The sequence below is a fragment of the Streptomyces glomeratus genome (assembly GCF_021462825.1).
Taxonomy (GTDB): domain Bacteria; phylum Actinomycetota; class Actinomycetes; order Streptomycetales; family Streptomycetaceae; genus Streptomyces; species Streptomyces glomeratus.
Map to the genome: position 1 here is coordinate 85767 of NZ_JAKEEB010000008.1, position 23106 is coordinate 108872.

The window sequence follows — 23106 nt, forward strand, 5'->3', positions numbered from 1 at the left end:
GACGAGAGCCGGGAATTCGGTGAATTCTCCGTACGCCGTGTGCGGCGCGCTCCCGCGGTACCACCCTCCTTGGCTCCCCGGTGCGCCCTACGCTCCGGCGAGCCCCCTCATTGGGGTCGCGATGCCGGTTCTACCGGCCCTGGGCGGTCCGTGGGCGGACCACGGTCCAAGGCTTTCTTCCGGCGGCTCCGGGGTGATCTTCACGTCGCGCTCGCCCCCGGGCTTCCACCGTCCCCGGGTCGCTCTGGGCTGCGTACGCCGCTACTCGTCCCCATCCACGCTTTTCGCTCCGCCCAGTGTACGGCGCCGCACGCAAGGCGGCCGACCGGTTTTGCTCCTTCGGGAGCCGGGGCTGGCGAAGGGCGCCGGATGACCCGAATGGGGAGGTGGCGGTCCCCGGATTCCGGCGCTCCGGTCCCGGCGGATTACCGGGCGGAGAGCTGGGCACAACGGATGCAGGCTCGTCGCGCGGCACGCGCGTGGCGGGCGAATCGCTGGCGTGCCCCGTTGCCGCGGGCCAGAAGTCGATTTATCGTCCCAGCACGATTCGCGCGCAAGATCACAATATGTGAAGGGGCCGCGGCCATGGTGGCGAAAAAGACCGCCGTACAGCAGTCGGCGTCCGTTGGATCCACGGCTGTGGCTGCCTCCGGCGGTGTGGCGGCCAGGGAAGTGAACGGCAGGCAGAACACTCGCAGCGCAACGGTGAGGCGTACGGCCAAGCCGGTGAAGGCGATCCGTGCGGCTGCCGCCGGGGCCGGCCGCACGGGCGCGGCCGCCGCGAGCCCGGGGACCGCCGGGAGCTCGACGGCCGCGCGAAGGCCGGCGACCGAGGAGTCGGCCGCCGGGGTAACGGCTCGCAGTGAGGCGGCGGGCATCGCCAAGAGGGCTTCGACGGAGGCGACCAGGGCTTCGGCGGCGGGGGCCGCGGGGCGGCCGGCCACGGCGAAGACCCGTACCACCGGGCCCGCCGCCGGGAAGACCGGAGCCATGAGGACGGGCACCACGAAGCCGGGCGGCATGAAGGCCGCCCGCGGGACGGCCTCCACGGGGAAGTCCGCCGAGGGGACGGCTGCCGCAGGCGGGGCCGGTGAGGAGAAGACCGTTTCGGGGAGGACGGCGGCAGGGAAGGCGGGCTCCTCCGGGAAGGCGGCGGTCGGGAGGACCGCTGCCGGCAAGGCCGCCGAGGGGGAGAGGGTCGCCGGGAAAGCCGCCGCCGGGGAGGCGCCCGAGACGGCGGCTGTCAGGAAGAGGGCTGCCAGGAAGACGGCTGAAAAGAAGACCGCTGAAAAGAGGACGGCTGTACGGAAGACGGCGGACAAGAAGCCGGCGGGCGAGGGGGCTGCGGGCAAGAAGACGGCGGCCGAGAGGGCGGCCGCCGGGAAGCCGGCGGGCGAGGGGGCCGCGGGCAAGAAGACGGCAGCCAAGGGGGCCGCCGGGAAGACGGCAGCCAAGGGGGCCGCCGGGAAGACGGCAGCCAAGGGAGCGGCCGGGAAGACGGTGGCCAAGAAGTCCGTGGCCAAGAGGGCGGTGGCCGAGAAGGCCGTGCCCGGCGAGACGGCGGCCGGGAAGAAGACCGCGACCGGGGTGTCCGCCGTGGAGACGGCCGCGAGGAAGGCGGCCGAGGAGACGGTCACGAAGGAGGCGCGTGCCGCGAAGGGGACGCGCGCCGCGAAGGGAGCGCGCGCCACGAAGGCCGTGGCCGGAAAAGCGCCTCCCCCGAAGGAGGCGACGGGGTCACGGAAGGCGTCCCCGAAGAGGGCGGCCCAGGAAGCGGCCGCCTCCGCCCGGACGGAAGCGGCCGGGGAGAAAGGCGGTCCCGAGCGACCGGCGGCGAGGAAGGCCACCGCCGGCAAGAGGGCGGCGGCGCCCCGCGCGGCCACCGGAGAGGCGACGACGAAGGCCGTCGCCCGGAAGACTGCGTCCGGCGTCGCCACCGAGCGGGCGGTGACCGAGACGGTCGTGGACGTGGACAAGAAGGCGGTGGCCGAGGCGGCCGCCACCGGGAGGAAGGCCCCGGCCGGGGCCGGCCCCGGCAAGAGCGCCGCTGTGAAGCGCGGCGCCACGAAGAGCACGCTCACACAGAGTGCGACCAAGAAGAGCACGACCAAGAAGGCGGGCGCGGGCAAGGCCGCGAAGCAGACGGGAGCCATGACGGTGGTTGCGAAGAAGACTCCGGGCACGGCCACGGCGGCGACCGCCCCCTCGGCGGTCCCCAAGGCACGGCTCGCGGCGGCCGAGCCCGGTGAACTGGCGGTGCGCCCCGGCGAGGCCCCGTGGACCCCCGAGGAGGTCGCCGAGGCACGCGCGGAGCTGGAAAGCGACGCGACACGTCTGCGCGGCGAGATCGACGCCTGCGAGCAGGCGCTGGTCGGCCTGATGCGGGACTCGGGTGACGGGGCCGGCGACGACCAGGCCGACACCGGCACCAAGAACATCACGCGCGAGCACGAGATGGCGCTCGCCGCCAACGCACGCGAAATGCTCGAACAGACCGAGCGGGCCCTGGACCGCCTGGACGCCGGCACCTACGGACTGTGCGAGCACTGCGGCAACCCCATCGGCAAGGCCCGTATGCAGGCATTCCCGCGCGCCACGCTCTGCGTGGAGTGCAAGCAGAAGCAGGAACGCCGCTGATGGCGCCTCCTGGACATCGGGTCGGGCCGGGACGTGCCGTAGTCTCGTCCTCAGTCAGGTACCTAGGTTGAGGGATTCACGTGGCAGAGGCGGAGCGCATCATCGGTACGCCGGACATCCCAGACGCGGCAGAGGGCGCCGGGGCGCGGACGCCGGGAGCCGGCGCCGCCGAGGCCCCCCGGCGCAGGCGCCGGATGGCGGTCCTGTTCGCGGTCGCCGCCCTCGCCTACGTCCTCGACCTCGTCAGCAAGCTGGTCGTCGTCGCCAAGCTGGAGCACCACGCCCCGATCCGGATCGTCGGGGACTGGCTGCGACTGGAGGCGATCCGCAACGCGGGCGCCGCCTTCGGCTTCGGCCAGGCCTTCACCGTGATCTTCACGTTGATCGCCGCCGCCGTGATCGTGGTGATCGCCCGGCTTGCCCGCAAGCTCTACAGCCTGCCCTGGGCGATCGCGCTCGGGCTGCTGCTCGGCGGCGCGCTCGGCAACCTCACCGACCGGCTCTTCCGTTCGCCGGGTGTCTTCGAGGGCGCGGTGGTCGACTTCATCGCGCCCAAGGGATTCGCCGTGTTCAACCTCGCCGACTCGGCGATCGTCTGCGGCGGCATCCTGATCGTGCTGCTGTCCTTCCGCGGCCTCGACCCGGACGGAACGGTCCACAAGGGCTGACCCAGGACCCGCTCGGGGCTTTCCCCGGGGCCCCCGCCCGGACCCCCGCCGGGAGTCTCGTACGGCGCTGTCGGACCCGTCCGGCATACTCGACGGGTGAGTACCCTTCCCGAGATCCGTACCCTGCCCGTGCCCGACGGCCTGGAGGGCGAGCGCGTCGACGCCGCCATCTCCCGGATGTTCGGCTTCTCCCGTACGAAGGCGGCGGAGCTGGCCGCGGCGGGCAAGGTGCAGGTCGACGGCACTGTGGTCGGCAAGTCGGAGCGGGTGCACGGCGGCGCCTGGCTCGAGGTGGAGATGCCGCAGGCACCCGCGCCGGTGCAGGTGGTCGCCGAGCCGGTCGAGGGCATGGAGATCGTGCACGACGACGAGGACGTGGTCGTCATCGTCAAGCCGATCGGTGTGGCCGCGCACCCGTCGCCCGGCTGGTCGGGCCCCACCGTGATCGGCGGCCTCGCCGCCGCCGGGTACCGCATCTCGACCTCGGGCGCCGCCGAGCGCCAGGGCATCGTGCACCGCCTCGACGTCGGCACGTCGGGCCTGATGGTGGTGGCCAAGTCGGAGCACGCGTACACGTTGCTCAAGCGCCAGTTCAAGGAGCGCACGGTCGACAAGCGCTACCACACCCTCGTCCAGGGCCATCCCGACCCGACCAGCGGCACCATCGACGCGCCCATCGGCCGCCACCCGAACCACGACTACAAGTGGGCGGTCACGGCCGACGGCAAGCCCTCCATCACGCACTACGACCTGATCGAGGCGTTCCGCTCGGCCTCTCTGCTCGACGTCAAGCTGGAGACCGGGCGCACTCATCAGATCCGCGTCCACATGGCCGCCCACCGCCACCCGTGCGTCGGCGACCTGACCTACGGCGCGGACCCCACCATCGCAAAGCGGCTCGGCCTGACCCGGCAGTGGCTGCACGCGGTGCGCCTCGGCTTCGAGCACCCGGCGGACGGACGGTGGGTGGAGTTCGAGAGCGCCTACCCCCCCGACCTGCAGAAGGCGCTGGACAAGGTGCGCGAGGAGAGCTGGGCGTGAGTGCCTCGTTCGTGGTGCGCCTCGCCGAGGACCCCGCCGACCGCGAGGCGTGCTTCGCGGTCCGCAAGGAGGTCTTCGTCCGCGAGCAGGGCGTCCCCGAGGACATCGAGTACGACGCCTACGACGCCGACGCCGTCCATGTGCTCGCGGTACGGCAGGACGGGGTGCCGCTCGGCACGGGCCGGCTGCTGTACGGGGAGGCGGCCGCGGCGAAGACCGGCGGCGACCCGTTCGTGGGTTCCCTGGGGCGGCTCGCGGTGACCCGGGAGGCCCGTGGTCTGGGCGTCGGCGCGGCGCTGGTGCGGGCGATCGAGGACGCCGCACGCATGCGGGGGCTGACCGCGGTCGACCTGCACGCGCAGACCCATGCCCTGCGCTTCTACGAACGGCTCGGCTATGCGGCGTACGGCGCGGAGTTCCCCGACGCCGGGATACCGCACCGGGCGATGCGACGGCCTGTGTGACCTGGGCCGCAGGGGGCACGGGGGGGGGGGGTGCCTCTATGTCTTTCGTCAAGCGAGGCGTGGGGTTCTGGGTTCGTAGAAAGTGCCGTCGCGGAGGATCGCGAACAGCACGTTGATCCGTTGGCGGGCCAGGCGGAGAAGTGCCTGGGTGTGGGTCTTCCCGCGGGCCCGGCATTTGTCGTAGTAGGTGCGGGAGGCGGGATCGTGCAGCGCGGCGAACGCCGACAGGAACATCGCGCGTTTCAGTTGCCGGTTGCCGCCTCGTGGCGCGTGTTCGCCGTGGATCGAGGTCCCCGATGACTTGGTCGTCGGGGCGAGGCCGGCGTAGGAGGCCAGGTGGGCAGCGGTGGGGAAGCTGGTGCCGTCGCCGACGGTGACCAGCAAGGTGGCGGCGGTCCTGACCGCGACCCCCGGAATCGAGGTCAGGACCGCGGAAAGAGGGTGAGCCTCCAGCAGCAGTCCGATCTGCGCTTCCAGGGCTCGTCGCTGTTCGTGGACGGCCGCGAGCGAACGGGCCAGGGACGGGATCACCAGGTCGAGGGTGCCGGTGCCCGGGACCACGACGGTCTGCTCGTCGAGTGCATCGAACACCTCGTCGATCAGCCGCTGGGCCATGCGCGGAGCCTTGGGCCGGATCACCTCAACCAGCTTGCGGCGTCCGGCTTTCCGCAGGGCGGCTGGGGATCCGTAGCGTTCCAGCAGCCAGGTCACGGCGGGGTGGTCCAGGCGCGGGCCCAGGACGCGCTCCAGGCTGGGGTGGAACTGGGTGAGCAGGCCGCGTATCCGGTTCGAGGTGCGAGTCGCCTCGGCCGCGAGATCCTGGTCGAAGCCCACCAGCACGGTCAACTCGGCGGTGATCTCGTCGGTCAGTTCCAACGAGCGCAGGGTGTGCGGCATGGTCCGTGCGGCGTCCGCGATCACCGCGGCGTCCTTCGCGTCGGTCTTCGCCTCGCCCGGGTAGAGATCGGCGATCCGCCTCATGGACAAGCCGGGCAGGTAGGCGACCTTGCAGCCGGCGGCCCGGGCGACCGTCAGGGGCAGGGCTCCGATCGAGGCGGGCTGATCCACGATCACCAGCACGGTGCCGAACTTCGCGGCCAGCTTGTCGAAGACGGCCCGCAGCTTTGGCTCGCTGTTAGGCAGCTGCCTGTCGAAGACCTTCTTCCCGGCCGGGGTCAGCCCGTGCCCGTGATGGGCGCTCTTGCCGACGTCCAGGCCGAGGAAGACGCCCACGTCGTCGATGTCGTCCAACCGATCCTCCTGAACGGGGCTCATGCGGTGCTGGCCAGGGCGTTGGCGTCGTATGCGCGCATCCACGTTATGCAGACCTGCCGCCCGCAACGGTCAGGCATTGCGCCAGGCCAGGCGGTAGTCGGACCTCTCATCAGCGTCTCCAACGGCGCCTCCCAGGCCCGGTGACACCACCCCCCGGGTCATCCGTTCGACAGGGGGGAACAGTCATGCCGGGCCCGGAGGCCAGCGGTCCTCTTGCAGGACCGCGGAAAACATAACGGGGGGGGGAATGAGTGACACAGCAGGCTTGAAGTCCGCTGTGTGAACGTCGAACCTCCCGGAGTGCTGACCGTGGACCAGCTGGCCCTGTTGCTCCTGCTGTTGCTCGGGGCCGTGGTGAGCGTCCCTGTCGGCGACCGGCTGGGGCTGCCCGCCCCGGTGCTGATGACGCTGGTCGGAATCGCGCTCGCCCTGCCCGGTTTCGTGCCCAATGTGAACATCCCGCCGCAGCTGATCCTGCCCGCGCTGCTGCCGCCGCTGCTGTACGCGGCGGTGCGCCGGACCTCGTGGCGGCAGTTCACGGCCAACAAACGGCCGATCTTCCTGCTGGCCGTGGCGCTGGTGTTCGTCACCACCCTCTGCGTGGCGGCCGTCGCGCACACCGTGGTGCCGGGTCTGCCGATCGCGGCCGCGGTCGCGCTCGGCGCGGTGGTCGCGCCGCCCGACCCGGTCGCGGCGACCGCTGTGGCGGGGCAGCTCGGACTGCCCCGCCGGCTGGTGTCGATCCTGGAGGGCGAGGGCCTGTTCAACGACGTCACGGCGATCGTGCTGTACCACGTCGCGATCGCTGCCGTCGTCACCGGGACCTTCTCCCTGCCGCGGGCCCTGCTGGAACTGGCGCTCTCCGCGGTCGTCGCGCTGGCCGTCGGTCTCGCCCTCGGCTGGGTCGCCAACAAGCTGATCGGCCTGCTGGAGGACGCCACCCTGCAGGTGGGCCTGACGCTGCTGGTCCCGTACGCCTCCTATGTCCTGGCCGAGGAACTGCACGGCTCCGGTGTGCTGGCCGTGCTGGTCACCGCGCTGTTCCTGGCGGAGTACGCCGGCGACCCCGACGACGTGCTGATGCGCCTGGCCGGACACACGTTCTGGGACGTGGTGGACACTCTGGTCACCGGGGTCGCGTTCGGGCTGATCGGGCTGGAGCTGCACCATGCCATCCGGACCGCGTCCGGGCGGTGGGGCCAGATGCTCGGCTGGGCCGCCGCGATCGTTGCCGTCGTGGTGCTCGTACGGCTTCTGTGGCTGCTGCCCGCGACATGGCTGACCAAGCGCCTGCACGCCCTGCGGGACTACGACGAGGAGATCCCCGTGTCATGGCGGGAGACCGTCGTGATGTGGTGGTCGGGGATGCGGGGCGTGGCCTCGGTGGCGCTGGCCCTGGCCATCCCCTTGAACATGGACGACGGATCGCGCTTCCCCGACCGGGACGAGATCGTCTTCATCGCCTTCGGGGTGATCATGGCGACCCTGGTCCTCCAGGGGCTGACGCTGCCGTGGCTGGTGAGGAGGCTGGGGGTGCGCGCCGACACGGTGAGCGAGAAGGAGTTCGAACGGAAGCTGGCGATCCGTGCGGCCAAGGCGGCGAAGCGACGGCTGAGGGAGATCGAGGAGGTCGAGGAGCTGCCGGAGGAGCTGTCCGAGCAGCTGCTGCGGCGGGCGTTCGACATCGGTGCGCGCATCAGCCCCGACCTGGGGGACGAGGAGCGGCGCGAGGCGCACCAGCAGCGTGCCCGCCGCCTCAAGCGGCTGCGCAGGATCCAGCAGGAGATGCTGAGCGCGGCGCGGCACGAGGTGCTCGCGGCACGCAGCGAGCCGGGGGCGGACCCCGAGATCGTCGACCGGGTGCTGCGCCACCTGGACGTACGCAGTCTGCGCTGACACCGCCGCATCCCTCCGGGACCGGGCGCCGTCCCTCCGGGACCAGGCGCCGCATCCCTCCGGGACCGGCCGCGGCGGCCCGCGGGGCGGACCGCGCGGGGACCCGGCGGGTGCAACGCCTCGGCCACCCGACCCAACCCGGCGCAATGGCAACCGCCCATCGGCTCCCCGCCTTTGTACGATCGGATCATGGCGCGCAACGTGGTGATCAGCGGTGGCGGCACGGGAATCGGGCTGGCGGCGGCGCGGGCCTTCGCCGCGGACGGGGACCGCGTGCTGCTCCTCGGGCGGCGGGCGGAGGTGCTTCGGCAGGCCGAAGTGCCCGGGGCGCTCACCTACGCGGCCGATCTGAGCGATCCGCACGCCGTGCGCGGGGTCGCCCGGTATGTGGCGGACGCGCTCGGCACCGTCGACGTCCTCGTCAACAGCGCGGGCGGTGCGGGGAACCTGGAGCCCCCGGACGGGACGGAGGACCCGCTCGGCGCGATCGCGCACACCTGGACCGTCAACTTCCGCCTCAACGTGCTCACCGCGGCCCTGCTCACGGAGGCGCTGCGCGACCGGCTCGCCTCGCCCGGCGGGCGCGTGCTGTTCCTCAGCTCCATCGCCGCCTACCGCGGCTCCGGCAGCGGGGCGTATGCCGCGTCCAAGGCCGCGCTGCACCCGTACGCCTTCGACCTGGCCCGGCAGCTGGGGCCCCGCGGTGTCACGGTGAACGTGGTCGCGCCCGGCTATGTCGAGAACACCGGGTTCTTCGGCGACGCGATGGACCCGGCGCGGCGCGACCGGCTCGTCGCCGAGACCTCGACCGGCCGTGCCGGTACGCCCGGTGACATCGCCCAGACCCTGCACTGGCTGGCGTCACCCGGCGCCCGGCACATCACCGCCCAGGTCATCCAGGTCAACGGCGGAGCCGAGCGGGGGCACTGACGGGCCTGGGACTCAGCCCCGGCCCGTCCGCGGCGACTCGTAGGCCTTGCGCAGCCGGTCCTCGGGCGGCTCGTGCGTTCCGCGGGCCGGGCCGTCGGGCGCCTCGTGTCCGCCGCGGGCCGCGCCCTCGGCCCGCGCGTGGTCCCTCCTGCTCGGCGGGGGGACGGCGCTCGCCGTGTTGACCCGGGGCAGCGCGTAGGGATGCTCCTCGTTCAGCCAGCGGATCATCTGCTCGCGGACGGTGACCCGCACGGTCCAGATGTCGTCCGCGTCCTTGGCTGTCACCAGTGCCCGCACCTGCAGGGTGTTGGGCGTGGTGTCGGTGACCTGGAGGCCGTAGGCACGGCCGTCCCAGGCCGGGCACTCGCGCAGGATGTCGCGGAGCTTGTCGCGCATCGCCTCGACGGGCGCGCAGTGGTCGACGTGGAAGTAGACGATGCCGGTCATCTGGGCGCCGCCGCGCGACCAGTTCTCGAACGGCTGCGAGGTGAAGTACGACACCGGCATGGTGATCCGGCGCTCGTCCCATGTCCGTACCGTCAGGTACGTCAGGGTGATCTCCTCGACGGTGCCCCACTCCCCGTTCACCACGACCGTGTCGCCGATCCGGACCATGTCGCCGAACGCTATCTGCAATCCGGCGAAGAGGTTGGAGAGCGTGGACTGCGCGGCGACACCGGCGACGATGCCGAGGATGCCGGCCGAGGCCAGCAGCGAGGCGCCGGCCGTCCGCATCGCCGGGAACGTCAGCAGCATCGCGCTGGCCGCCACCACCCCCACGACCGCCGACACCACCCGCATGATCAGCGACACCTGGGTGCGCACGCGCCGGACCCGGGCCGGGTCGCGATGGGCGCGGGCGTAGCGGGAGTACGACGTCTCGACGACGGCGCTCGCGATACGGATCACCAGCCAGGCGGCGGAACCGATGAGGACGAGCGTCAGGGTGCGTCCGACGGCGACGCGATGGGCCTCGAGGAGCTTCGCCTGGTCGTAGGACCCTCTCAGCAGGGCCGCGCACAGAACGAGCTGGTAGGGGATGCGGCCGCGACGGAGCAAGCCCCACAGGGGAGTCTCGGGGTGCCCGGCGTTCGCCCTGCGCAGCAGGCGGTCCGTGGCCCACCCCACGAGCACGGTGAGCACGACCGAGCCACCGACGACGATCACCGGGCGCAGTACGTTCTCCATGCCTTCGAACGTAACCGCCTGGCGGCATCCTGAACCTGTGTCCCGGATCTCACGGAGAACCCACTGGTCACAGTGGTGTCCATGCCGGCTGGCACCATGGGTCCATGAACATCATCCTCTTCCACTCGACGTACGGACCGCGGCCCGCGGTCCGGGCCGCCGCCGACCGGCTGCGTGCCGCCGGGCACGAGGTGTGGACCCCCGACCTGTTCGGGGGCCGCACCTTCGAGACGGTCGAGGAGGGCATGGCCTTCAACGACGAGATCGGCAAGGAGGAGCTGCTGAAGCGGGCGGTCCTGGCCGCCGCGCCGTACTCGGAGCGAGGAGTGGTGTACGCGGGGTTCTCGCTCGGCGCGTCCATCGCGCAGACCCTGGCGCTCGGCGACAGGAACGCGCGCGGCCTCCTGCTGCTGCACGGCACGTCGGACATCGCGCCGAGCGCCCAGGTGGACGAGCTGCCGGTGCAGCTGCATGTCGCCGAGCCGGACCCGTTCGAGACGGACGACTGGCTGAGCGCCTGGTATCTGCAGATGCGCAGAGCGGGCGCGGACGTCGAGATCTACCGGTACGCGGGTGCCGGTCACCTCTACACCGACCCCGAGCTGCCGGACTACGACGAGGAGGCGGCCGAGGCCACCTGGCGGGTGGCGCTCGGCTTCCTCGACAGTCTGTAGCAGGGTCCCGTTACACCGGGTCGTAGGTCCTCTCGACCTTCTGGGTGCCGCTGCGGGTGCGGTACGAACGCGCCCAGCTGGAGGTGGCGTTCGCGTTCGTGCGGTCGGACAGGACGTAGTAGTCCATCTGCGCGCGGTCGGCGGTGATGTCCAGGACGCCATAGCCGTGGCGGTCGGTGTCCACCCAGTGCACATGCCGGTTGGCGGCGCGGATGAGCGGCGAGGCGACCGAGGAGACGGTGCCCTCGGGGACCTTCACGATGTCGTCGAGGTTGTCGGAGGTCACCGACGTGACGACGAACTCGGTGGCCGCCGACACCGACAGCGGGTACGTGCCCGCGTCCACCGGAACGTCGTTGGCCCATGCCATGTGGATGTCACCCGTCAGGAAGACGGTGTTGCCGATGGCGTTGGAGCGCAGGTGGCTCAGCAGTTCGCGGCGGTCGTCGGTGTAGCCGTCCCACTGGTCGGTGTTGGCGGCGATGCCCTCCTGCGGCAGCCCGAGCAGCTTCGCGAGCGGCTTGAACAGGTCGGCGGAGAGGGAGCCGAAGGAGAACGGCGAGATCATCACGGAGTTGCCGACCAGCCGCCACTTGGTGTCGGAGGCCTTCAAGCCGGCCTTCAGCCAGTCGAGCTGGGCGCGCCCCGTGATCGTGCGGTTCGGGTCGTCGACCGAGCCGCTGGCAGTGGCCGCCTGCTGGGAGCGGAAGGAGCGCAGATCCAGCAGGGACAGGTCGGCGAGCTTGCCGAAGCGCAGCCGCCGGTAGGTGGTGCCGGCGACCGCCGGGCGGACCGGCATCCACTCGAAGTAGGCCTGCCTGGCGGCGGCCTGACGGGCCGTCCAGGTGCCCTCGGCGCCCTCGGTGTGGTTGACCGCGCCGCCCGACCAGGCGTTGTCGGCGAACTCGTGGTCGTCCCAGATCGCGATGACCGGGGCCTTCAGATGCAGTGCCTGAAGGTCGGGGTCCGTCTTGTACTTGGCGTGCCGGGTGCGGTAGTCGGCGAGGGTGAGGATCTCGTTCGCGGGCGCGTGGGGGCGCACGACCTTGCCCCGGGCCGCGTACTCGCCGGACTTGTACTCGTAGATGTAGTCGCCGAGATGCAGCCAGGCGTCCAGGTCGTTGCGGGCCGCGAGGTGGCGGTAGGCGGAGAAGTAGCCGGCCTCCCAGTTGGCGCAGGAGACCACGCCGAAGCGCAGGCCGGGGACGGCGGCGTCGGCCGCCGGCGCGGTGCGGGTACGCGCCACCGGGGAGTCGGTGCCGCCGGCCGAGAATCGGAACCAGTAGTCGGTGGCCGGTTCCAGGCCCCGGATGTCGGCCTTGACGGTGTGGTCGGAGGCGGCCGTCGCGGTGGTGGAGCCCTTGGCGACGATGGTGGCGAACGCCTTGTCCCTGGCGACGACCCAGCTCACCTCGGTGTCCGGACCGAGCCCGGAGCCGGGTATCGCCTCCGGGGTGGGGGTCACGCGGGTCCACAGCAGCACGCCGTCGGGCAGCGGGTCACCGGAGGCGACACCGTGCAGGAAGGCGGGGGCGTCCGTGGCGGCGCGGGCCGGAAGCGCGGCGGCCAGCGGGCCCGCCAGGACAGCGGTCGCCGCCGCGGCCTTGACGACCGTACGGCGGCGGGGCGAGAGCGAGTTGAGGCCCTGGGACGCCTCGGATGATCTGTATCGACTGGTCACGACCGATCAGGTTACTGAGCGGTATGCGCCAGAGCGGGCGAACTCCGAAAGTTCGCCCGCTCTTCATGCGGAGGCAGGATTGCCCGTTGGCGTCAGCCCTTGAGAGCCGCGCCCACCACCCTGTCGAAGTCGGCCACCGTCAGCAGCGGGGTGCCCTGGTTGTCGGCGGTGAGCTTCTTGCCGTCCATGACGAAGCCCGGAGTGCCCGTCACGCCGTCCTTGTTGGTGTCGAAGGTCTTCGACATGGCCATCGCCCAGGCGTCGTAGGTGCCCTTCTTGACCGCGTCCTGGAACTTCGCGTTGCCCTTCAGCGCGGGGACCGTGTCGGCGACCTTGATGAGGTAGCTGTCGTCCTTGAACGTGTCGGTCTGCTCGTTCGGGTGCCACTTCGCCGAGTAGAGGGCGCCCTTGTACTCGAGGAACGCCTCCGGGCTGACGTTGAGCGCGGCACCGAGGGCGCTCAGCGCGTTCTTGGAGCCGACGCCGTTGTCGTGGCCGTCGAGGAACGTGGCCCCGATGTACTGGATCTTGAACTTGCCGTCGTCGATGTCCTTCTTCACCGTCGTGCCGACCGTCTGCTCGAACTGGGCGCAGACCGGGCAGCGCGGGTCCTCGTAGATCTTCAGGGTCTTCTTGGCGGTGTCCTTGCCGATGACGACCGTGGTGCCGTCGGTGCCCGTCGTGTTGGCCGGGGCGACGACCTTGGCGTCCTTCAGGCCCTCCCAGTAGCTGGGCTTGTTGGCCTGGACGACGGCGTAGCCTATGCCGCCGGCCGCGGCCAGCACGGCCACGACCGAGGCGGCCACGATGATCTGCCGCTTGGCCTTGTCACGCTTGGCCTGCCGCTCGCGCTCCACGCGCAGCCGCTCCCGGGCCGCCGTCTTCGCCGCCTGGCTGTTCCGCTTGCTCATATTGGTGATCTCCATGTGGGACGCGCACATGTCGTACGCGGGATACGTGTGGGGGACTCGTCGTGCTCAGGTGCCGCCGCTCAGCTGAGGGCGAGGGCGGGGGAGCACGGCGGTCCACGCCGTCCCAGGGAGTGCACGAGGAGCCGGTCGCGGGCGGCGGCGGCCGGCCGGGGGGCCGGTCGCGGCAGCCGGCGGACCGGGGACACCCGTACGGCGACGGCGGCCGCCGCCAGCAGCAGCGGCCGGAAGGTGGTCGCGGCGACCGCGCGCAGCAGCTGGGCCAGAGCCCGCTCGCCCCGGCGCAGCCAGACGGCGGCCAGCAGGCCCACGCAGACGTGCGCGGCGAGCAGCAGCCAGGCGGCGGCCGGACCGGCCTGTGCGAGGAGCGCCTCGGGGCGGCCGGGGGCGCCGGTCACCTGGGCCAGCGGAGTCCCCACGGTGCCGCCCCGGCACAGCACGTCGAAGCCGAACGCGTGCAGGGGGCCTGCGACCGGGCCGCCCGCCCTTCCGTAGCAGGCGTCCTGGCCGGTGGTGAACACCGTGTCCGCGGCCAGCTCCAGCGGGATCAGCAGGGCCGCGATCCGGCCGAAGCCGCGCTCGCGGCCCGCCAGCGCGAACGCGGTGACGAACACGCCGGTGGCCACCGAGGCCACGGTCGCCACCGGCAGCGGGGCCCTGGACAACAGGACGTGCGACGCGGTGCTGAGCGTCACGACGACGGCCGTGAACAGCGCCGCGCGCACGGCTCTGAACTGGGTCCCGGATATGTCCATAGCGAAGGAAGAGTCTGTCACGCGGGTGGGTAAGCGGCCCCTAAAGGGTGCCTGTGCGTGCGCGAAGGTTACAGCCCCGGGATCCGTCCGTTGCGGAACAGGTCCACGAAGATCTGGTGGTCGGCACGCGCGCGTGCCCCGTACGTGTGGGCGAAGTCCACCAGCAGCTCGGGGAAGCCGGCCTCGTCGGCGGCGATCGCCGCATCGATGGCCCGCTCCGTCGAGAAGGGCACCAGGGACTCGCCGGACTGGTCGTCCGCCGCCGCGTGCATCGTGGCCGTGGCGCGGCCGAGGTCGGCGACCACCGAGGCGATCTCCTCCGGGTCGTCGATGTCGCCCCAGTCCAGGTCCACGGCGTACGGCGACACCTCGGCGACCAGCTGGCCCGTGCCGTCCAGCTCGGTCCAGCCCAGCCAGGGGTCGGCGTGCGCCTGCAGGGCGCGCTGGGAGATCACCGTGCGGTGGCCCTCGTGCTGGAAGTACTCCGCGATCGCCGGGTCCGTGATGTGCCGGGAGACGGCCGGGGTCTGGGCCTGCTTGATGTAGATCACGACGTCGTTCTCCAGGGCGTCGCTGTGGCCCTCCAGGAGGATGTTGTACGACGGCAGGCCCGCCGACCCGATGCCGATGCCCCGCCGGCCCACGACGTCCTTCACCCGGTAGGAGTCCGGGCGGGCCAGCGAGGAGTCGGGCAGTGTCTCCAGGTAGACGTCGAAGGCGGCCAGCACCTTGTAGCGGGTGGCCGCGTCCAGCTCGATGGAGCCGCCGCCGGGCGCGAAGCGGCGCTCGAAGTCGCGGATCTCGGTCATCGAGTCGAGCAGCCCGAAGCGGGTCAGCGAGCGGGCGTCGCGCAGCGCGTCCAGGAGCGGGCCCTGGGCGGTGTCCAGGGTGAAGGGCGGCACCTCGTCGCTCTTGGCGCCGGTCGCGAGGGCGTGGACGCGCTCGCGGTAGGCCGCCGCGTAGACCCGGACCAGCTCGCTGATCTGCTCGTCGCCGAGCGCCTTGGCGTACCCGATCAGCGCCATGGAGGCGGCGAAGCGCTTCAGATCCCAGGTGAAGGGCCCGACGTACGCCTCGTCGAAGTCGTTCACGTTGAAGATCAGGCGGCCCGTGGAGTCCATGTACGTGCCGAAGTTCTCGGCGTGCAGATCGCCGTGGATCCACACGCGCGAGGTGCGGTCGTCCAGGTACGGGCCGCCGCGCTTCTCGGCGTCGAGGTCGTGGTAGTAGAGGCACGCCGTGCCCCGGTAGAACGCGAAGGCGGAGGCCGCCATCTTGCGGAACTTCACGCGGAACGCGGCCGGGTCGGCGGCGAGCAGCTCGCCGAAGGCGGTGTCGAAGACGGCGAGGATCTCCTCGCCGCGTTGCTCGGCGCTGAGCTGCGAAACCGACATCGCGGGGTGCCTCCAGGTGCAGGTGGTGCGTGACGTGTGGGACCGGATCGTCCGTTCCCTTCCAACGGACGACGGTACGCGGAAAGTGCCCGCGCCCCGTACGCGGACGCGGGCGCCGGGGCCCGTGTCCTTCGCTCCGGGGCACGGATACTCGGTCCGTTTCCCTCCGGATGAAGGTACGCGGGGAAGCCCGCCGGGTGTCAGTCCCGAGGCATAGACTTCGACGCTGTCCCCCCAGACCGTCCGCAGCCGGTCGGACGCCCGTCGACCATCGTTCGCCTTGGAGGCCGCAGCCGTGTCAAAGCCGCCGTTCACGCACCTGCACGTCCACACCCAGTACTCGCTGCTGGACGGTGCCGCGCGGCTGAAGGACATGTTCGAGGCGTGCAACGAGATGGGCATGACCCACATCGCCATGTCCGACCACGGCAACCTCCACGGGGCGTACGACTTCTTCCACTCCGCGAAGAAGGCCGGAATCACCCCGATCATCGGCATCGAGGCGTACGTCGCCCCCGAGTCCCGGCGCAACAAGCGCAAGATCCTCTGGGGCCAGCCGCACCAGAAGCGGGACGACATCTCCGGTTCCGGCGGTTACACCCACAAGACGATGTGGGCGGTGAACAAGACGGGCCTGCACAACCTCTTCCGCCTGTCCTCGGACGCGTACGCCGAGGGCTGGCTCCAGAAGTGGCCCCGGATGGACAAGGAGACCATCGCGCAGTGGTCCGAGGGGATCGTGGCCTCCACCGGCTGCCCCTCCGGCGAGGTGCAGACCCGGCTGCGGCTCGGCCACTTCGACGAGGCCCTGAAGGCCGCCGCCGAGTACCAGGACATCTTCGGCAAGGACAAGTACTTCCTGGAGCTGATGGACCACGGCATCGAGATCGAGCGCCGGGTCCGTGACGGCCTGCTGGAGATCGGCCGGAAGCTCGGAATCCCCCCGCTGGTCACCAACGACTCGCACTACACCTACGCGCACGAGGCGGGCGCCCACGACGCCCTGCTGTGCATCCAGACCGGCAAGAACCTCTCTGACCCCGACCGCTTCAAGTTCGACGGCACCGGTTACTACCTGAAGTCAACGGACGAGATGTACGCCATCGACTCCTCGGACGCCTGGCAGGAGGGCTGCGCCAACACGCTCCTCGTCGCCGAGATGGTGGACACCACCGGCATGTTCGAGAAGCGCGACCTCATGCCCAAGTTCGACATCCCCGAGGGCTACACCGAGGTCACCTGGTTCCAGGAGGAGGTCCGCCGCGGCATGGAGCGCCGCTATCCGGGCGGCATCCCCGAGGACCGCCAGAAGCAGGCCGAGTACGAGATGGACGTCATCATCTCGATGGGCTTCCCGGGCTACTTCCTCGTGGTCGCCGACTTCATCATGTGGGCCAAGAAGCAGGGCATCGCGGTCGGCCCCGGCCGAGGCTCCGCGGCCGGCTCGATCGTCGCCTACGCCATGGGCATCACCGACCTCGACCCCATCCCGCACGGCCTGATCTTCGAGCGGTTCCTGAACCCCGAGCGCATCTCCATGCCCGATGTCGACATCGACTTCGACGAGCGCCGGCGCGTCGAGGTGATCCGGTACGTGACGGAGAAGTACGGCGCCGACAAGGTCGCCATGATCGGCACCTACGGCACCATCAAGGCAAAGAACGCGATCAAGGACTCCGCGCGCGTGCTGGGCTACCCGTACGCGATGGGCGACCGCATCACCAAGGCCATGCCCGCCGACGTCCTCGGCAAGGGCATCCCGCTGTCCGGCATCACCGACCCGAACCACCCGCGCTACTCGGAGGCGGGCGAGGTGCGCGGGATGTACGAGAACGAGCCGGACGTGAAGAAGGTCATCGACACCGCCAAGGGCGTCGAGGGCCTGGTCCGCCAGATGGGTGTGCACGCGGCCGGCGTGATCATGTCCAGCGAGACCATCACCGAGCACGTCCCCGTCTGGGTCCGGCACACCGACGGCGTGACCATCACCCAGTGGGACTACCCGAGCTGTGAGTCGCTCGGCCTGCTGAAGATGGACTTCCTCGGTCTGCGCAACCTGACGATCATGGACGACGCCGTCAAGATGGTGAAGTCCAACAAGGGCGCCGACATCGACCTGCTGGGCCTCCCGCTGGACGATCCCAAGACCTTCGAACTGCTCCAGCGCGGCGACACCCTCGGCGTCTTCCAGTTCGACGGCGGCCCCATGCGCTCCCTGCTGCGCCTGATGAAGCCGGACAACTTCGAAGACATCTCCGCCGTGTCGGCCCTGTACCGCCCGGGCCCGATGGGCATGAACTCCCACACCAACTACGCGCTGCGCAAGAACGGCCAGCAGGAGATCACGCCGATCCACCCGGAGCTGGAGGAGCCGCTCAAGGAGGTCCTGGACGTCACCTACGGCCTGATCGTCTACCAGGAGCAGGTGCAGAAGGCCGCCCAGATCATCGCCGGGTACTCGCTCGGCGAGGCCGACATCCTCCGCCGCGTGATGGGCAAGAAGAAGCCCGAGGAACTGGCGAAGAACTTCACCATCTTCCAGGCGGGCGCCCGCAAGAACGGCTACAGCGACGAGGCCATCCAGGCGCTGTGGGACGTGCTGGTCCCGTTCGCCGGCTACGCGTTCAACAAGGCCCACTCGGCGGCGTACGGGCTGGTCTCCTACTGGACCGCCTATCTCAAGGCGAACCACCCCGCCGAGTACATGGCCGCGCTGCTCACCTCGGTCAAGGACGACAAGGACAAGTCGGCCGTCTATCTGAACGAGTGCCGGCGCATGGGCATCAAGGTGCTCCCGCCGAACGTCAACGAGTCGGAGGCGAACTTCGCCGCGCAGGGCGACGACGTGATCCTCTTCGGCCTCTCCGCCGTGCGCAACGTCGGCACGAACGTCGTCGAGTCGATCATCAAGTGCCGCAAGGCCAAGGGGAAGTACACGTCCTTCCCGGACTACCTCGACAAGGTCGAGGCGGTGGTCTGCAACAAGCGCACCACGGAATCGCTGATCAAGGCGGGCGCCTTCGACACGATGGGGCACACCCGCAAGGGCCTCACCGCGCAGTACGAGCCGATGATCGACAACGTGGTGGCGGTCAAGCGCAAGGAGGCCGAGGGCCAGTTCGACCTCTTCGGCGGCATGGGGGAGGAGCAGACCAGCGAGCCGGGCTTCGGTCTGGACGTCACCTTCACCGACGAGGAGTGGGACAAGACCTATCTGCTCGCCCAGGAGCGGGAGATGCTCGGTCTCTATGTCTCCGACCACCCGCTCTTCGGCCTGGAGCACGTGCTGTCCGACAAGGCCGACGCGGGCATCTCCCAGCTCACCGGGGGCGAGCACGCGGACGGTGCGGTCGTCACCATCGGCGGCATCATCTCGGGCCTTCAGCGCAAGATGACCAAGCAGGGCAACGCCTGGGCGATCGCCACGGTCGAGGACCTCGCGGGCTCGATCGAGTGCATGTTCTTCCCGGCGACCTATCAGCTGGTGTCGACCCAACTCGTCGAGGACGCCGTGGTGTTCGTCAAGGGCCGCCTCGACAAGCGCGAGGACGTACCGCGGCTGGTCGCGATGGAACTGACGGTCCCGGACCTGTCCAACGCGGGCACCAACGCGCCCGTGGTGCTCACCATCCCCGCGGTGAAGGTCACCCCGCCGATGGTCAGCCGCCTCGGCGAGATCCTCAGCCAGCACAAGGGCGACAGCGAGGTGCGCATCAAACTCCAGGGCCCGCGCAAGACGACGGTCCTTCGGCTGGACCGCCATCGCGTCAAGCCGGACCCCGCGCTCTACGGCGACCTGAAGGTCCTGCTCGGACCCTCCTGCCTGGCGGGCTGACCGTTCGCAACGACGGCGTACGCGGAGGGCGCACCCAGCAAAGGGTGCGCCCCACTGTGCGTATCCGGGCTCCCCTGACCACGTGGGGCCTCAGGCGCCCTGATACGGGCTTCAGTTGTGGCCGAAGCTCTGCTTCTTCTTCCGGGCGACCTCCGTGGGGCTGCCCTGCACCTGGGCTATCGGGGACTCGTGCGTCTCCGAGGACCGCTGCCCCTGCTCGTGTGCCTGCTCGGCCTTGGAGGAGCGGTTCTGCGGGCCCGCCTGCTTGCGGTTCTTGTTCTTGGCCATGGTGATCTGCCTCCTGTGGGGGATCTGAGGGCCAGAGTCGGGACCAGATTCACATAGCCTGACAACGGGCGCATGTCGGATAATTACCCTGCGTGACAACGCCTGTTCGTGCACAGGTGTCCCGATCCGCCACGCCGAAGATCGAGTTCGGGCCGTTAACCTCCGCGCGGTCGGGCAGACTCGAAGCAAGCCCGAAGCAAACTCCCGGAAAGAGGGTGGATCGCGTGGACCGCTGCATCGTCCTGGTGGACGCCGGGTATCTGCTGGGGGCTGCCGCCAGCCTGCTCGCCGGGGAGCCCTCGAGGTCCCGGATCACCGTCGACCACGCCGCCCTCATCCAGGGGCTGCGCGAGCGTGCCGAGTCCGACACGGAACGGCCCCTGCTGCGCATCTACTGGTTCGACGGCGCCCCCGACCGGGTCCCGCAGCCCGAACACCGCAGGCTGCGTGTGATGCCCCGGGTGACCGTGCGGCTGGGCGCACTGACCCGCAGCGACGGGCGGTGGGCGCAGAAGGGCGTCGACGCCGCGATGCACGCCGAGCTGACCGAGCTGGCCCGCAACCGCGCCTGCTCCGACGTCGTGCTCGTCACCGGCGACGGTGATCTGCTGCCGGGCATGATGGCCGCCAAGGAGCACGGGGTCGCGGTGCACCTGTGGGCCGTGCAGGCCGCGGACGGCGACTACAACCAGTCCGAGGACCTGGTCGCCGAGGCCGACGAGCGGAGGGTGCTCGACCGTGCCTGGATCGTCCAGGCCGTGCGCGCCAAGGAGCAGGGCGGGGTGTGCGCGCCGCCGCCGGTCCCGCGTCCGGAGATCGCCGCGATCCTGTCCGCGCCGCTGCCGGAATCGGCACTCGCGGCGACGGACGGGCCCGCCCGGGAGCCGGACCACATCGCGGCGGCCGCGTCGCGCAACGGCACCCAGGAGCGGGTGGCGGCGCCCAAGGGCGTGCCGACGCCGAAAGACCTGGCCGCGCTGCGGGCGCCCGGGCCGCAGACCGCGCAGCCGCCCGCCGGAGCGACGCTGCGCTGGTCGTCGGACAAGGGATGGGTGGACCGGCCGGTCGCGGCCGAGTCGCCGGAGGCCGCCTCCCTGCCCACGCTGGCCCAGCTGACGACCGCGGAGCAGCGGTGGGCCGACCGGGAGGAGGACATCACCACGGTCGGCGGCGATCCCTACGAGGTCGGGCAGGTGTTCGCCCGGCGCTGGATCGGGCGCCTCGCCGAGCCCTCCCATCTGCAGAAGCTCTCGGGCATGTACCCGCGGGTGCCGCACCGCATCGACGGGGAACTGCTGCGCTACGCGGCACGCTTCGGCCTGCTCGCGCACAAGGACGACCAGATCGACGAGCACGACCGGTACGCGATCCGGGCGGGATTCTGGCGGGAGATCGACCAGCGCACGACGGCGGAGCACGCGCCGGCCGGAGAGTAGCCCACGGGACATCGGCCGGGCCCCGAGGGCCGCCCGGCGTCCGCCACCCCTTACCCTCGTCCTTTGTGAGTACGCGCACCGCACAGGCACAACGGCAGGGTGGCGATGTCGTGTGCGCCGTGCGCGGGCTGACCAAGACCTACCCGGCGGTGCGAGGCCGGCGCGGTGCGCCCGGGACGCCCGAGGTGCGGGCCACCGACGACGTACGGCTGGACGTGCGGCGCGGGGAGGTCTTCGGGCTGCTCGGGCCGAACGGCGCCGGCAAGTCCACCCTGGTCCGCCAGCTGACCGGGCTGATGCGGCCCGACCGCGGCAGCGTCGAGATCCTCGGCCACGACATCGTGCGCCACCCGGAGCGGGCGGCACGGATCCTCGCCTACCTGGGGCAGGAGTCCACCGCCCTCGACGAGCTGACCGTCTCCCTCGCCGCCGAGACCACCGGGCGGCTGCGCGGCCTCGAACTGCGGCAGGCCCGTACGGAGCGGGACGCGGTGCTCGAGGAGCTGGGGCTCACGCCGATCGCCGGACGCCCGCTGAAGAAGCTCTCCGGTGGCCAGCGCCGTCTCGCCTGCTTCGCCGCCGCCCTCATGGGGGAGCGGCCACTGCTCGTGCTCGACGAGCCGACCACCGGGATGGATCCCGTCGCGCGGCGCGCCGTGTGGGCGGCCGTCGACCGGCGGAGGGCCGAGCGCGGGACGACCGTGCTGCTGGTCACCCACAACGTCATCGAGGCCGAGACCGTCCTCGACCGGGTCGCCGTCCTGGACCGGGGGCGGGTCATCGCCTGTGACACCCCGGCCGGGCTCAAGGAGCGGGTCGCGGGCGAGGTACGGGTCGAACTCGTGTGGCGCGAACAGGCACCGCTGGAGGTCCCCGAGGTGGCGGCGCTGCGTGCCCGCGCCGTCGAGTCCGGACGCCGCTGGTCGCTGCGCATGGCCCCGGAGGAGGCCCGCGCCGCCGTCGCCACCGTCACCGGGGGTGCCGCCTTCGCGGCCCTCGACGACTTCACCCTGGCCACCCCCAGCCTGGAGGATGTCTATCTGGCGCTCGGCGGCAGCACCCAGGGCCTGGTGAAGGCATGAGCATCCGGGGCGCCGGAGCCGTATGCGGCGGAAGGGGCGCCGTGTCCGCGGTGGACGGGGCGGCGGCAGCAACGAAGAGGAGCAGCACGACGTGAGTGTCGCACCCGCCGAGGTTCTGCCCGGCGTCCGGGCGGCGGAGGGCGGCGCCGGCGGCGAGGCCGCCCTGGGGCCGCGGGCCCGGTTGTGGCCGTCGCTCGCCGCCGTGTACCGGGCGCAGCTCTCCCGGGCGCGCATCGCGCGGATCCCCCTGCTGTTCGTGGCGACCTTCCAGTCGATCGGCATCATGATCATGATGCGCGGGGTCGTGGACGGCGGCGGCGACGCCCGGTCCGTGGTCGCCGGGGCGTCCGTGCTGGTGGTCGCATACGTCGGTCTCAATCTGCTGGCGCAGTACTTCGGCCAGCTGCGCGGCAGCGGCGGGCTCGACCACTACGCGACGCTGCCGGTGCCGGCCGCCGCGGTGGTGCTGGGAGCGGCGGGTGCCTACGCGTCGTTCACCGTGCCCGGAACCGTGTTGACGGCCGTCTTCGGCTGCGCCCTGTTCGGGCTGCCGCTCGCCCATCTATGGGTGCTGGCCGCGGTGATCCCGCTCTCCGGCGCCGCCCTGTCCGGCCTCGGCGCCGCCCTCGGGCTGCTCGCGCCACGCCCCGAACTGGCGACTCTGCTCGGGCAGTTGGGCATGTCGGCGGCGCTGCTGCTGGGGGTGCTGCCGGCCCACCGGATGCCGGAGGCCATCCAGGTCGTACGGGATCTGCTGCCTTCCACGTACGGGGTCGAGGCGTTTGCGCGGACCTTCGGGGGGCACCCGGACTGGCCGTCCGTCCTCGGTGACCTGGCCGTGTGCGCCGCGGTCGGGGCGGCCTCGCTGGCCCTGGCCACCTGGGCCTACCGCCGGGCGGCCGTCCGGTGACGCGGCAGACATACACGACTGGC

Annotated in this window: 18 protein-coding genes; 11 read left to right on the forward strand and 7 right to left on the reverse strand. The window is 71.2% G+C overall.

Annotation, left to right across the window (positions count from 1 at the left end):
• The first annotated feature begins 990 nt into the window (after positions 1 to 990).
• The 4 genes from LZ604_RS12060 (at position 991) to LZ604_RS12075 (ending at position 4810) form a co-directional block, all read left to right on the forward strand.
• Positions 991 to 2637, forward strand: coding sequence for a TraR/DksA C4-type zinc finger protein (locus LZ604_RS12060; RefSeq protein ID WP_234515029.1), 1647 nt, complete (start codon positions 991 to 993; stop codon positions 2635 to 2637).
• Between the two features lie 80 nt (positions 2638 to 2717).
• The gene (gene lspA / locus LZ604_RS12065; protein ID WP_234515030.1) at positions 2718 to 3305 is read left to right on the forward strand and encodes a signal peptidase II; all 588 of its coding nucleotides are present in this window, start codon (positions 2718 to 2720) and stop codon (positions 3303 to 3305) included.
• 96 nt (positions 3306 to 3401) lie between these two features.
• Positions 3402 to 4346 carry an RluA family pseudouridine synthase gene (locus LZ604_RS12070; protein WP_234515031.1) on the forward strand — a complete coding sequence of 315 codons (945 nt, stop codon included), beginning with the start codon at positions 3402 to 3404 and terminating at the stop codon, positions 4344 to 4346.
• Entirely contained in the window at positions 4343 to 4810 is a 468-nt protein-coding gene (locus LZ604_RS12075) for a GNAT family N-acetyltransferase (protein ID WP_234515032.1), read from the forward strand. Before LZ604_RS12070 ends, LZ604_RS12075 begins: the two co-directional genes overlap by 4 nt.
• Before the next feature lie 48 nt (positions 4811 to 4858).
• On the opposite strand, the gene LZ604_RS12080 is transcribed toward LZ604_RS12075, so the two are convergent.
• Complete coding sequence (locus tag LZ604_RS12080; protein WP_234515033.1) at positions 4859 to 6061, reverse strand: IS110 family RNA-guided transposase; 1203 nt, start codon at positions 6059 to 6061, stop codon at positions 4859 to 4861.
• A gap of 333 nt (positions 6062 to 6394) precedes the next feature.
• Between LZ604_RS12080 and LZ604_RS12085 the strand changes: the two genes are divergently transcribed.
• Entirely contained in the window at positions 6395 to 7981 is a 1587-nt protein-coding gene (locus LZ604_RS12085; protein WP_234515175.1) for a Na+/H+ antiporter, read from the forward strand.
• 189 nt (positions 7982 to 8170) lie between these two features.
• Entirely contained in the window at positions 8171 to 8911 is a 741-nt protein-coding gene (locus LZ604_RS12090; protein ID WP_234515034.1) for an SDR family NAD(P)-dependent oxidoreductase, read from the forward strand.
• 12 nt (positions 8912 to 8923) lie between these two features.
• Here LZ604_RS12090 and LZ604_RS12095 read toward each other — a convergent pair whose 3' ends face one another.
• Positions 8924 to 10099, reverse strand: a complete 1176-nt coding sequence (locus LZ604_RS12095; RefSeq protein ID WP_234515035.1) for a mechanosensitive ion channel family protein — start codon at positions 10097 to 10099, stop codon at positions 8924 to 8926.
• A gap of 104 nt (positions 10100 to 10203) precedes the next feature.
• On the opposite strand from LZ604_RS12095, the gene LZ604_RS12100 reads away from it, so the two are divergent.
• Positions 10204 to 10773: a dienelactone hydrolase family protein gene (locus tag LZ604_RS12100; RefSeq protein WP_234515036.1), complete on the forward strand. Its 570-nt coding sequence runs from the start codon at positions 10204 to 10206 to the stop codon at positions 10771 to 10773.
• Positions 10774 to 10783: 10 nt separating this feature from the next.
• Here the strand turns inward: LZ604_RS12100 and LZ604_RS12105 are convergent, their stop codons facing one another.
• From LZ604_RS12105 to LZ604_RS12120, 4 genes are all read right to left on the reverse strand, one after another.
• Positions 10784 to 12454 (reverse strand): alkaline phosphatase D family protein, encoded by a 1671-nt coding sequence (locus LZ604_RS12105; protein ID WP_234515037.1) that lies wholly within the window; start codon positions 12452 to 12454, stop codon positions 10784 to 10786.
• A 92-nt stretch (positions 12455 to 12546) separates the two neighbouring features.
• Positions 12547 to 13365, reverse strand: a complete 819-nt coding sequence (locus LZ604_RS12110) for a thioredoxin domain-containing protein (protein WP_234515038.1) — start codon at positions 13363 to 13365, stop codon at positions 12547 to 12549.
• Positions 13366 to 13445: 80 nt separating this feature from the next.
• The gene (locus tag LZ604_RS12115) at positions 13446 to 14138 is read right to left on the reverse strand and encodes a hypothetical protein (protein ID WP_234515039.1); all 693 of its coding nucleotides are present in this window, start codon (positions 14136 to 14138) and stop codon (positions 13446 to 13448) included.
• Between the two features lie 68 nt (positions 14139 to 14206).
• Positions 14207 to 15532, reverse strand: coding sequence for a DUF2252 domain-containing protein (locus LZ604_RS12120; protein WP_234515040.1), 1326 nt, complete (start codon positions 15530 to 15532; stop codon positions 14207 to 14209).
• 295 nt (positions 15533 to 15827) lie between these two features.
• Here LZ604_RS12120 and dnaE point away from each other — a divergent pair, with 295 nt between their 5' ends.
• On the forward strand, positions 15828 to 19367 hold the full coding sequence (gene dnaE, locus LZ604_RS12125; protein ID WP_234515041.1) for a DNA polymerase III subunit alpha: 3540 nt from the start codon (positions 15828 to 15830) through the stop codon (positions 19365 to 19367).
• Between the two features lie 111 nt (positions 19368 to 19478).
• Here the strand turns inward: dnaE and LZ604_RS12130 are convergent, their stop codons facing one another.
• On the reverse strand, positions 19479 to 19655 hold the full coding sequence (locus tag LZ604_RS12130) for a hypothetical protein (RefSeq protein WP_234515042.1): 177 nt from the start codon (positions 19653 to 19655) through the stop codon (positions 19479 to 19481).
• A 224-nt stretch (positions 19656 to 19879) separates the two neighbouring features.
• Here LZ604_RS12130 and LZ604_RS12135 point away from each other — a divergent pair, with 224 nt between their 5' ends.
• The 3 genes from LZ604_RS12135 (at position 19880) to LZ604_RS12145 (ending at position 23083) form a co-directional block, all read left to right on the forward strand.
• Complete coding sequence (locus LZ604_RS12135; RefSeq protein WP_234515043.1) at positions 19880 to 21091, forward strand: NYN domain-containing protein; 1212 nt, start codon at positions 19880 to 19882, stop codon at positions 21089 to 21091.
• Positions 21092 to 21201: 110 nt separating this feature from the next.
• Positions 21202 to 22173, forward strand: a complete 972-nt coding sequence (locus tag LZ604_RS12140; protein ID WP_234515176.1) for an ABC transporter ATP-binding protein — start codon at positions 21202 to 21204, stop codon at positions 22171 to 22173.
• A gap of 91 nt (positions 22174 to 22264) precedes the next feature.
• Complete coding sequence (locus LZ604_RS12145) at positions 22265 to 23083, forward strand: ABC transporter permease (protein ID WP_234515044.1); 819 nt, start codon at positions 22265 to 22267, stop codon at positions 23081 to 23083.
• Positions 23084 to 23106 lie beyond the last annotated feature (23 nt).